Source organism: Microbacterium sp. MPKO10 (genome assembly GCF_026107415.2).
Lineage (GTDB): Bacteria > Actinomycetota > Actinomycetes > Actinomycetales > Microbacteriaceae > Paramicrobacterium.
In genome coordinates this window covers 225,086-236,091 of the sequence record NZ_JAPCHX010000004.1, presented here as the reverse complement: position 1 = coordinate 236,091, position 11,006 = coordinate 225,086, and the positions used below count along the sequence as shown (strand labels likewise).

Annotated in this window: 12 protein-coding genes; 8 read left to right on the top strand and 4 right to left on the bottom strand. The window is 63.3% G+C overall.

Annotated features, from left to right (window positions below; genetic code table 11):
* Positions 1-88 precede the first annotated feature (88 nt).
* The 3 genes from OK352_RS09285 to secA all read left to right on the top strand — a co-directional run bounded on the left by OK352_RS09285 (position 89) and on the right by secA (position 4,516).
* Positions 89-790, top strand: coding sequence for a ComF family protein (locus tag OK352_RS09285; RefSeq protein ID WP_265141191.1), 702 nt, complete (start codon positions 89-91; stop codon positions 788-790).
* Between the two features lie 50 nt (positions 791-840).
* Positions 841-1,497, top strand: coding sequence for a ribosome hibernation-promoting factor, HPF/YfiA family (hpf, locus tag OK352_RS09280; RefSeq protein WP_265141190.1), 657 nt, complete (start codon positions 841-843; stop codon positions 1,495-1,497).
* Between the two features lie 166 nt (positions 1,498-1,663).
* Positions 1,664-4,516, top strand: coding sequence for a preprotein translocase subunit SecA (gene secA, locus OK352_RS09275; RefSeq protein ID WP_265141189.1), 2,853 nt, complete (start codon positions 1,664-1,666; stop codon positions 4,514-4,516).
* 7 nt (positions 4,517-4,523) lie between these two features.
* On the opposite strand, the gene OK352_RS09270 is transcribed toward secA, so the two are convergent.
* Complete coding sequence (locus OK352_RS09270; protein ID WP_265141188.1) at positions 4,524-4,988, bottom strand: Rv3235 family protein; 465 nt, start codon at positions 4,986-4,988, stop codon at positions 4,524-4,526.
* A gap of 211 nt (positions 4,989-5,199) precedes the next feature.
* Here OK352_RS09270 and OK352_RS09265 point away from each other — a divergent pair, with 211 nt between their 5' ends.
* Positions 5,200-5,814 carry a hypothetical protein gene (locus OK352_RS09265; protein WP_265141187.1) on the top strand — a complete coding sequence of 205 codons (615 nt, stop codon included), beginning with the start codon at positions 5,200-5,202 and terminating at the stop codon, positions 5,812-5,814.
* Positions 5,815-5,819: 5 nt separating this feature from the next.
* On the opposite strand, the gene OK352_RS09260 is transcribed toward OK352_RS09265, so the two are convergent.
* A complete protein-coding gene (locus OK352_RS09260) occupies positions 5,820-6,098 on the bottom strand; it encodes a helix-turn-helix domain-containing protein (RefSeq protein ID WP_265141186.1) in 279 nt (92 codons plus the stop codon).
* An 89-nt stretch (positions 6,099-6,187) separates the two neighbouring features.
* On the opposite strand from OK352_RS09260, the gene OK352_RS09255 reads away from it, so the two are divergent.
* Genes OK352_RS09255 through OK352_RS09245 form a run of 3 tightly spaced genes read left to right on the top strand, consistent with a single transcriptional unit; the run spans position 6,188 to position 9,594 of the window.
* A complete protein-coding gene (locus OK352_RS09255) occupies positions 6,188-6,826 on the top strand; it encodes a hypothetical protein (RefSeq protein ID WP_265141185.1) in 639 nt (212 codons plus the stop codon).
* A complete protein-coding gene (locus OK352_RS09250; protein WP_265141184.1) occupies positions 6,823-8,082 on the top strand; it encodes a CpaE/TadZ family protein in 1,260 nt (419 codons plus the stop codon). The genes OK352_RS09255 and OK352_RS09250 overlap by 4 nt, the downstream gene beginning before the upstream one ends.
* A gap of 9 nt (positions 8,083-8,091) precedes the next feature.
* Positions 8,092-9,594: a sensor histidine kinase gene (locus OK352_RS09245; RefSeq protein WP_265141183.1), complete on the top strand. Its 1,503-nt coding sequence runs from the start codon at positions 8,092-8,094 to the stop codon at positions 9,592-9,594.
* Between the two features lie 51 nt (positions 9,595-9,645).
* Here the strand turns inward: OK352_RS09245 and OK352_RS09240 are convergent, their stop codons facing one another.
* Positions 9,646-9,894 carry a WhiB family transcriptional regulator gene (locus tag OK352_RS09240; protein ID WP_166981129.1) on the bottom strand — a complete coding sequence of 83 codons (249 nt, stop codon included), beginning with the start codon at positions 9,892-9,894 and terminating at the stop codon, positions 9,646-9,648.
* 175 nt (positions 9,895-10,069) lie between these two features.
* Here OK352_RS09240 and OK352_RS09235 point away from each other — a divergent pair, with 175 nt between their 5' ends.
* Positions 10,070-10,504: a hypothetical protein gene (locus OK352_RS09235; RefSeq protein ID WP_265141182.1), complete on the top strand. Its 435-nt coding sequence runs from the start codon at positions 10,070-10,072 to the stop codon at positions 10,502-10,504.
* 1 nt (position 10,505) lies between these two features.
* Here OK352_RS09235 and bcp read toward each other — a convergent pair whose 3' ends face one another.
* Positions 10,506-10,985: a thioredoxin-dependent thiol peroxidase gene (gene bcp, locus OK352_RS09230; protein WP_265141181.1), complete on the bottom strand. Its 480-nt coding sequence runs from the start codon at positions 10,983-10,985 to the stop codon at positions 10,506-10,508.
* Positions 10,986-11,006: the final 21 nt, after the last annotated feature.

Genomic DNA, 11,006 nt, shown 5'->3' with positions numbered 1-11,006 from the left:
CCACGCGGACACGACGATCGTGGGCGAGGATCGGTTGATGGCACGTCACCGCGGCAGAGCCTGGGGACCCGCATTGATGGACCACTGTGTGGGACTGATCCGCGACGCTGTCCGTGAGACGCTCGCGTTTCTCGCTCCGGTTGCGTGTGCCGGATGCGGCGAACCAGATGTGAGCGTCTGCGCGTCGTGTCGCACAGCGCTGCCCGGCAGCATCCTGACCCGAACCGTCTCGGGGGTAACGGTCTATAGTGCGGTGCCGTACGCGGGGACAGCCAAGCGAATGCTGCTCGCCCTGAAGCGCGACGGGCGGGTCGACGCTGCTCCCGTGCTCGGCGGGTGGCTTTCGGATGCTGTCGAAGCGGCGCTCGATGACGCGACGGGTGAGAGCATCGAACTGGCGGCGGTTCCTGCCTCGCGGGCGTCGCGACGGACGCGCGGCTTCGTACCCGTGCACCTGATCGTGCGCCGAGCCGGGTTCACTGCGCCGCGCGTGTTGTCGTGGGCTCGCCGACCGCGTGACCAGATCGGTCTGGGGCGTGTCGAGAGACGTGAGAACCTCACGGGGGCGGTGACGGCGCGCGGCGCGGCCCGACGACGGTTCATCATCGTCGACGATGTCGTCACCACAGGGGCGACGCTCGATGAGTGCATACGTGCTCTGCGACAGGCGGGAGCCGAAATCGTTGCGTGTGCAACCGTCGCATCGACGCCGAAGCACACAGCCACGCCGACAGAGAAACAGTGCGTGACAACCCCGGTCGCTGGGGCTACGGTGTATGAAAAGGCGTGAAAGGATCGCCCGGAAAACCAGGCGGCCGCACGCCGGATCCGGAGGTCGCCGTGGAAACCAACATCGTCGGAATTGGCCTGGGAATCACCGATCGATTCCGTGATTACGTGGAAGAGAAGTCGGAGAAGATCACCCACATCACGGACCGCATGATCGCATTCGAGGTCAAGGTCAGCCGCCACAATGACAAGAGCGGGAGGAACGGTGACGATCGCGTCGAGCTGACGCTAGTCGGGCCGGGCCCCTTGGTGCGAGCTGAAGCGACGGGCGGAGATAAGTACAGCGCGTTCGACATCGCGATCGACAAACTGCTCGAGCGAATACGCCGGGCGAAAGAGCGCAGACAAGCGCGGCGCGGAAAGAAGCGCACATCGCTGCACGCGGCGGCGACCAATGAGTTCGCAGCTGTCGGGATTCAGCCGGCCCCGGCCGAGGTCATCGATCGCGTGCGCGCCGGCGAATCCCCCGTTGACGATGTTGAGGACGAAGACGCGTATTCGCCTGTCGTGATCAGGCAGAAAACATTCCCCGCCGAATGGATGACCGTTGACGATGCGGTTGACCGGATGGAACTGGTCGGGCACGACTTCTTTCTCTTCATCGATGCCCGCACGGATCGCCCGAGCGTTGTCTACCGGCGCAAAGGATGGGACTACGGTGTGATTGAGCTGTCGGAGGAAGCTGAGGCCGAGGCGACGGGCTCCTGAGACACCGAACGACGGCCAGGCGTTTCGCGGACAGCGTGCGCCTGGCCGTCGTTCTTCAGCCTGCGTCAAGCGCCAAGTCGCTAACATGGGTACGATCGACCCCGGCCCGCATCGAACGAAGCGGGACCTGGCGCCACCGGCGCCGTGAACAAAGTGGAGTGCATTCGTGGCCTCAGTATTGGAAAAAGCCCTTCGCGTCGGCGAGGGACGCACCCTCAGGCGTCTGAAGAACTATGCGAAGGCCGTCAACGCGCTTGAGGATGATTTCGCGGAGCTCAGCGACGAAGAACTCAAGAACGAGACCACCGAACTGCGTGAACGCTACGAGGGTGGCGAGAAGCTGGACCATCTGCTTCCCGAAGCTTTCGCCGCGGTCAGGGAAGCATCAAAACGCACACTCGGAATGCGTCACTTCGATGTTCAGCTGATGGGTGGTGCGGCGCTGCACCTGGGCAATATCGCCGAGATGAAAACCGGTGAAGGAAAGACGCTCGTGGCAACGCTGCCGGCGTACCTCAACGCCATCACCGGTCGAGGCGTGCACATCATTACGGTGAACGACTACCTGGCGTCGTACCAGTCAGAGCTCATGGGTCGTGTCTTCCGCGCACTCGGGATGACAACGGGTGTCGTGGTTTCGGGACAGACCCCGGATATCCGGCGCAAACAGTATGAAGCCGATATCACGTACGGAACCAACAACGAGTTTGGTTTCGACTATCTGCGCGACAACATGGCCTGGCAGATGGACGGCATGGTGCAGCGCGATCACTACTTCGTGATCATCGACGAGGTTGACTCGATCCTCATTGACGAGGCTCGCACGCCGCTGATCATTTCGGGACCGTCATCAGGCGAGGCGAACCGATGGTTCACAGAGTTTGCGCGTATTTCTCAGAGCCTCGTCGCCGGTGAAGACTACGAAGTCGACGAGAAGAAGCGCACAGTCGGCGTGCTGGAGCCCGGGATCGAGAAAGTCGAGGACCACCTCGGCATCGACAACCTCTACGAGGCCGCGAACACGCCGCTGATCTCCTTCCTCAACAACGCAATCAAAGCGGCAGCGCTGTTCAAGAAAGACAAAGACTACGTCGTCATGAACGGCGAGGTCATGATCGTCGACGAGCACACCGGGCGTATCCTTGTCGGCCGTCGATACAACGAAGGTGTCCACCAGGCGATCGAGGCGAAGGAAGGGGTCTCGGTCAAGGCCGAGAACCAGACTCTTGCCACAGTGACGCTTCAGAATTACTTCCGCATGTACGACAAGCTCGCCGGCATGACGGGTACGGCTGAGACCGAGGCGGCCGAGTTCATGTCGACGTACAAACTCGGTGTCGTGGCGATCCCGACGAACAAGCCGATGCAGCGTGAGGATCGGTCTGACCTCGTCTACAAGACAGAAGAGGCGAAGTTCGCGCATGTCGTCGATGACATCGTGGAACGCAATGAAAAGGGTCAGCCCGTGCTCGTCGGAACGACGAGCGTCGAGAAGAGCGAGTATCTCTCGCGGCTCCTGGCGAAAAAGGGCATCAGGCACGAGGTCCTGAACGCGAAGAACCACGCGCGTGAGGCGACGATCGTTGCGCAGGCCGGGCGTCTGGGCGCGGTGACCGTGGCCACGAACATGGCCGGTCGTGGAACGGACATCATGCTCGGCGGTAACGCCGAATTCCTTGCCGTCCAGAAGATGGAAGAGCTCGGCCTCTCGACGACCGAGACGCCTGACGAGTATGAAGAGAAGTGGGACGACGTATACGAGGCCGTCAAGGAAGAGGTCCAGACCGAAGCCGACAAGGTGATTGAGGCCGGTGGCCTCTACGTTCTGGGCACCGAGCGACACGAATCGCGCCGCATCGACAACCAGCTGCGCGGGCGTTCCGGCCGTCAGGGTGACCCGGGGGAGAGCCGGTTCTACCTCTCGCTCCAGGACGACTTGATGCGACTGTTCAACTCGGGAGCGGCAGAGAGTCTCATGTCTCGCGGCGTGCCAGACGACGTCGCCATTGAGTCGAAGGTCGTCAGCAGAGCGATTCGCTCGGCCCAGTCGCAGGTGGAATCCCGCAACGCCGAGATCCGCAAGAACGTTCTGAAGTACGATGACGTTCTTAATCGCCAACGCGAGACGGTCTACAACGACCGGCGGCAGATTCTTGAGGGCGACGATCTTCAGGAGCGCGTCAGGGTCTTCCTGACCGATGTGATCACGGAAGTACTGGACGAGCACATCGGCGAGGGCAACGGTGATGATTGGGACTTCGATGCTCTCTGGGCGGAGCTCAAGACTCTGTATCCGATCGGCCTGACCATCGATGAGGTTGTGCAGGAGGCCGGGTCGAAGGGGCGTGTGAACCGGGCGTTCGTGCAACGGGAGATCCTCTCGGATGCAAAACTTGCCTACGAGCGTCGGGAAGAGACGCTGGGCGAGGATGCAATGCGCGAGCTCGAGCGCCGCGTCGTGCTGCAGGTGATCGATCGCCGCTGGCGTGACCACCTGTATGAGATGGATTACCTGAAAGACGGCATCGGACTGCGCGCGATGGCACAGCGTGACCCGCTCGTCGAATACCAGCGCGAGGGCTTCTCGCTGTTCCAACAGATGATGGGGCAGATTCGCGAAGAGTCGATCGGCTATCTGTTCAATCTGGACGTCGAAGTCACCCGTCCCGATGACGCCGAAGGTGAGGTAGGCCCCGTGATCGTGGCGAAAGGCCTCGCGCGTCCGGACGGCGAGACAGAGAAGCTCAGCTACACGGCGGCCAACGAAGAGGGTGACGTCGAAGTGCGCAACCAGCGCGGGCAGATCGAGAAAGGTGCGACGGGTAAGGCCCAGCGGGCTGCTCGCACACCGAGCGGCGCTTCCGCTCCACGGCAGTCGCCGCGGCCGGGGGCGGGACGCCCGGCCGCCGCGCAGCCGAAGAAACCTGTTCAGCGCGGGGCATTCGGCCAGAGCACTCTGAATGATGAGAAGCCCGCGCCGGTGAATCGCGCTCAACGAAGGGCGCAAAAGAAGAAATAGTCGGCCCTCAGAGAACGCCGATGGAGGTTGCCCGCCAGCGGTGGTCAATACCTTCGAGGCGGATGGCGACGGCACGCGCCCGTGTGCGGCCAACCTGCACCATGATCACGGCCTCGCATACGTCGTCGACGGGCATCTGGACGTGCACGGTCCCCACATGGACGATCGGGCGCACAGCGTTCTGATTCTTCAACGACCGGGCTCGCGCGCTGATCACTGCCTGCTTGACGAGCGCGCGGTACACGTCCTCGCTGATCCAGCGAGACAGCTGTTCCAGGTCGCGGGCACCTGCGATGACCTCGATGACGCTTCGCGTCAAGTTGATGAGCAGAGGCTCGGGGTCCGGGAGCTCGGATGCGCTTGTACGGAGAAACGTGAATTCGCTATCGGGATCGGCAATGCCGCATCGGGCGGGAAGAGCAGGGGGAGCGTGTGAATGCTCGTAACTGTGTGCGACATTGCTTTCCGTCATCTTTTCTCCGCCCGGACGATGGACGCGTCCCTGCCTGGGCCGCGTTGCCGTAGCGGGTTCATGATGAACCCACCAGCGTCCTGACCCTCGCTTGGGGGCCGGGACTCATGGTTAGCTACTCAACCAGGAAAGCGGCGATCTTGTAAAGCACTTCGCCGAAACTGTGGATAACTCGACGCCGGTGCGCAGGAAACCGTTAGTCTCGGGCACCATGAGATGGGACAGCCTGTTCGACGATCTTGAGGGGCAGCTGGACTCGGCATGGGGAGCCGATGACAGCGAGCGGCGCGCCGAGGACGAACGCCTGCGCATCAGCCGACTGAGCCTCAGGGAGAGGCTCATCACGCTCGGGCGCGAGAACATCGAGCGCCGTGACGATCCGACAAGCATCCGCGTGAGCCTGCGGTGCGGGCGTGAGATCGCGATCGTTCCGCGCACCTACGGGCGAGACTGGCTTGCTGCCGACCTCGTCAGGCAACACGGCGGCAACGGGGCATGCCTCATTGCGGTGGATGCCATCGCCAGCATCCAGCTTCGCCCGTCTGAAGCCGAGGAGAGCATCGCGGAGAGCCCCGTTTCTTCACACGATCCTCAAATCACGGATCGCATCGGGCTGCCCTTCGTTCTGCGGGATCTCTGCAGGCGTCGCAGTTACGTGAGCATCACCACGGCAACAGCCGTCGACGTGCTTGGCGGAACGATCGACCGTGTGGCACGCGATCATCTCGACATCGCCCGGCACCCACGGGGTACCGCTCGGCGTGCGCGCGAGGTGACACACGTGCAACTGGTAGCTCTGTCACAGCTCGATCTTGTTGAACTGTGACGGGGTCACCGGCGGGATGCTGGTGAGTCTCCGATGTCCTGAACGCTTGCGGCGTTTGCCTCCCGCCAGAGACTCATGCGGCGAGTCTCTTCGTATTTCTCCTGAATATAGTCCTCAAGAACACGTCGTTCAATGCGCCAACGACCGGGCGAGCCGACGCTGATTGCGGGAAGCTCCGCTGAGTCGATCAGCTCGTGGACCTCGTCGACCGAGATATTCAGGATCTCCGACGCATCGGCCACCGTGAGAAAGCGCCCGATCGATTCTGGTGAAATCTGGTCCATACCTATCGATTATGGTCACTCGAGCTGAGTGAATCGTGGCCTGTGGATAACTTTCTTGAATCATCGCCGAAATTGGCACCATTGTGTGCATGCCGAAGGAATCAATAACCTCACCGCGGACGGCACGCCGCCGGTTCTGGCTGGATCCGCGTTTCATCATTGGTGTCGTGCTGGTGCTGGTTTCGGTCACGGGCGTGTGGCTCGTTGTCGACGCGAATGACAGCACGGTTCCCGTCTATGCGGCGCCGTCGACGCTCCCGGCGGGTGTGCACATATCCGCCGATGAGCTGGCCGTGACGCGGGTCAGCCTCGGCGGCGTCGATGGCGAGTACGTGCGCGAGGGCGAGCTGCCCGCAGGCGATCTCGTCGTGACGCGCACTGTCGGAGACGGCGAGCTGATCCCCGCGTCCGCCGTGGCCGCTGCCTCTGAGAGCGCGGTGACGGCCGTTGTCGTCGAGATACCAGGTGAGCTTCCTGCATCAGTGGATATCGGCACGCGTGTGGACGTGTGGGCGGCTGCGCCCAATGACGACGACACGGGCTTCGGGCAGCCGACAGTGATCGTAGACAGCGCCGTGGTCGCGCACATCAGCGACAACGACGCCATGGTCGGGCAGGCGAGCACCAGCGTCGAAATTCTTGTTCCCAAGGGCGATGTTGCCACGGTGCTCAGCGCACTGGCCAACGGCCACGCCCTCTCGCTCGTGCCAGAATCGAGCGTCTCGTGACCCGCCTCGTGCTCGCCGTTGCACGCGCCACAGAAGAGCGTATTCTTGAGCCGCTTCTTGAACGGGGACACGACATTCTCGCCCGGTTGGGGCCCCTCGATGACATCGCTGAAATTGTGACAAGGACGCACCCTGAGGCGCTCTTGGCGGATGGCGACGTCATAACGGAGGATCTTCTGGTCCACTGCGACGATGAAGGATGCCGCGTCGTCGCCGTGTGCGCAGACGAGACGCAGCGCCGCCATGCGGCGCACATCGGCCTTCGCGACATGGTTGACGAGTACGCCGGCGTCGCGCAGATCGAGAAGGTCCTCTCCGGCCCGGAGCTCGGCACGGACCCCGACGAAGCGAGCACCGGTCGCGTCACAGCTGTGTGGGGCCCTGCAGGGGCCCCGGGGCGCACCACTGTTGCGACAAGTCTTAGCGTCGAGCTTGCGGCGCTGGGTGCCCGCGTGTGTCTCATCGACGCGGATATCTGGGGCGCCTCGGTCGCGCAGATGCTCGGCATGCTCGATGAGTCGCCCGGTTTCGCAGCCGCGTGTCGACTCGCAGGGCAGGATGCGCTCACTTATGACGAGGTCGAGCGCATCAGCGAGAGTTATCCGGTGCCGCGAGGATCTCTCTCGGTGCTCACTGGCCTGACCCGTTCGGCACGGTGGCCGGAACTCACGACGTCGCGGGTGACCGATACCATCGCTCTCTGTCGCCGTTGGGCCGACCACGTGATTGTCGACACCGGATTCAGCCTGGAAAGCGACGAGGAGATCTCAAGCGACGTGTTCTCGCCCCGACGCAACGCAGCGACGTTGGCGGCACTGCGTGCCTCGGATCGGATCCTGGCTGTTGGTCGAGCCGACCCCATCGGGGTCACCCGATACCTCCGTGTGCACCCCGAACTGCTCGAGGTCGTCGGCGGCATCCCGGTGCATACAGTCATGAACCGAGTACGTTCCGGTCCCATTGGTGTCGCCGCGCCGAGTCAGATCACGTCCACGCTCCAACGGTTCGGCGGCATCGACAAGCCGACGCTCATCGCGCACGATGAACGAGCGGCCGATGCCGCACTTCTCGAAGGCCGCACGATCCGCGAAGTCTCTCCGCGGTCGCCCGTCGCTGCGGCAATTCGCGGGCTCGCTCGCGGGATGGTTCCCGAGGCCGCGTTGCCGGCAACGCGAAGGGAGCGTCGGGCTCAGGCGGCCGTGAAAGAGAACACGCGCGCGTGGCGGCTGTCGGGGAGAGCTCGCACATCACCATAAACTGGTGCAATGTCGACGCTCAGTGAACTGATTCTCGCTCAGGGCCGCTCGGATGAAGCGGACGTGGAGTGGCTGCACATGCTTGTGGATGATGCGCAGCTTCTGGCCGATCTGGCTTTCGCTGACATCGTGTTGTGGGTTCCCACGGCCGACGACAGCTTCATCGCCGTCTCTCACTACAGGCCGTCGAGTGCGGCGACCCTGTTCTACCGCGACTTTGTGGGTCAGAGGGTCAAGCAGCAGTGGAGGGCACAGGTGACCGAGGCCTTCTCGACGGGGAAGATCATCGATTCCTCGGCACCGGACTGGTACGAGGAGACCCCCACCCGAGTGGTGGCCGTTCCGGTCATCCGGCGGCTCACCTCCGACAGCTCTGACACGACTCCGGGGCCGATTGCTGTGCTCACCAGGCACACGAACCTCAGTGAGACGCGGTCCCCGAGCCGTCAGGAGCTGACATTCAACCAATGTGCCGCCGATCTGTTCGGAATGATTGCGTGTGGTGACTTTCCTGACCTCTCGGCCCCGACGGGGCCGCGGCGAGGTGCGCCACGAGCCTCAGACGGCCTCCTCCGCATCGACATGGAGGGAACGACCACCTTCGCGAGCCCAAATGCGCTGTCCGCGTTCAACCGCATGGGCTTCGAAGATGAGCTCGAGGGTGAATCGCTCGCCGACGTGACGACGGAGATCCTCGGCGACCAGCAGGAGATCGACGAGTCACTGCCCCTCGTCGTGACCGGACGTGCTCCCTGGCGCACCGACGTAGAGTCGAAGGGCGTCACGATCGCCCTACGGTCCATCCCGTTGCGAGTGGAGAGCGAACGCGTCGGGGCGATCATCCTCTGCCGAGACGTCACCGAGCTTCGGCATCGTGAACGTGAGCTCCTCACGAAGGACGCAACGATCCGCGAGATTCATCACCGTGTGAAGAACAACCTTCAGACTGTGGCATCGCTCCTGCGCATCCAAGCCCGTCGAGCGCACTCCGATGACGCAAGCAACGCCCTCACCCAGGCGATGCGTCGCGTGACCGCGATCGCTGTCGTGCACGACACGCTGTCGGAAGGTCTCTCGCAGGACGTCGACTTCGACGACGTCTTCGAGCGTGTGCTCATGCTGATTGCCGAGGTGGCATCAACACACAACACGACGGTCCGGCCGACAAAGACCGGTGACTTCGGCGTTCTTCCCAGCGAATATGCGACCCCGCTCGCGTTGGCCCTCACCGAGCTCGTCACCAACGCCGTCGAGCACGGCCTCGCGGGTCGCTCGGGCGAGGTGGAGATCCACGCGGAGCGCTCAGACGAGGCGCTCTCTGTCACGGTGCGCGATAACGGGATCGGATTGCCCGAGGGGCGAGTCGGCCAGGGTCTGGGAACCCAGATCGTTCGCACCCTGATTCAGGGTGAGCTCGGCGGAACGATCGACTGGCACACGGTCGTCGGCGAGGGCACAGAGGTCACGATCGAGGTTCCGCTGCGGTTCATCGAGAGCGAGACCTCCGCTTAACGCGAAAACGGGGCCGGATGCTGAGCATCCGGCCCCGTTCCTCGGGAGGCGCTAGGAGGCACGGCGGGCGCGGGCGGCCCGACGCTTGAGCGCACGGCGCTCGTCTTCGCTGAGGCCGCCCCAGACGCCGGAGTCCTGGCTGGTCTCGAGAGCGTACTGCAGGCAGACTTCGGTGACGGTGCACGTGGCACACACGGCTTTCGCCTTCTCGATCTGGTCGACGGCCGGGCCCGTGTTGCCTACAGGGAAGAAAAGCTCCGGGTCAGCTGTGAGGCAGGCGGCCTTGTCGCGCCAGTCCATGGGTATGCTCCTTATATCGTGCGAGAATTGGTCAATAGTGACCAGAGGGAAAGCCGAGTTGAGGGGGAGGCCCGCCGATTGGGGCCTGCTCACAACCCTGTGAACGAAAAACTCGGCCTGCACAATGGTCGCATATCCGCCAGAATCGATCAATAGTTTTGTATGGGATATTTCTGTGAGTAACCGTTTCGACACCGTGTCGTCACCGGAATCGGGTAAGAGAACGCGCGCTGTCCTGCTGACCGCGGCGTTGATCGGACTCGAGGCTGTCGCCCTGGTCGTTGTCGTCGGAACTCTTGTGATGGACCTGTTCACCCTGCGTCCCGACAGCTATCCGTCGGCAATTGCCCTCACGGTGCTCGCGGCTCTTGCCGCGATCTGGATGATCGCGGTGACCGTCGCCTTCTGGCGCGGCCAGCCGTGGTCACGTGCGGCGGCTGTGACCTGGCAGGTGCTTCAGGGGGCCGTGGCCATCGGGGTGTTTCAGGGGATTTTCGCGCAGCCAGCGATCGGGTGGGCGCTGCTTGCTCCGGCCGTTGCCGTCATCATCCTGCTGATGACGCGATCCGTCGTCGACCACTCGCGCCGGCCGGAGCAGACGAGCTCCTGAACTATTCGGAGATGCCGAGCTTGCGGCGCAGCATCCCCACGTGGCCCGTCGCCTTGACGTTGTACAGCGCGAGCGTCACGCGCCCTGAGCCGTCGATGACGATGGTGGAGCGCAGCGTTCCCGTCAGGACGCGCCCGTAGCTGTTCTTCTCGCCATAAGCCCCGTATGCCTTATGGACGGTGAGCTCGGGGTCAGACAGCAGCGGAAAGGTCAGTGCATCTCGCTCGGCGAACTGTGCGAGCTTCTCCGGGGTGTCTTTCGACACGCCAACGACTCGGTAGCCGGCGGACTGGAGCGCCGTGAGGCTGTCGCGAAAATCGCACGCCTGAGTCGTGCATCCCGGCGTCATGGCCGCGGGGTAGAAGTACACGATCACGTTCTCGCCAGAAAAGTCTGACAGCGAGACCGGCGTGCCGTGCTGGTCGGTGAGGGTGAAGGCGGGAGCCTCGTCACCGGCGGAGAGGCGAGGGTAATCGGTCATGCTCCCAGCCTATTCGCTTGC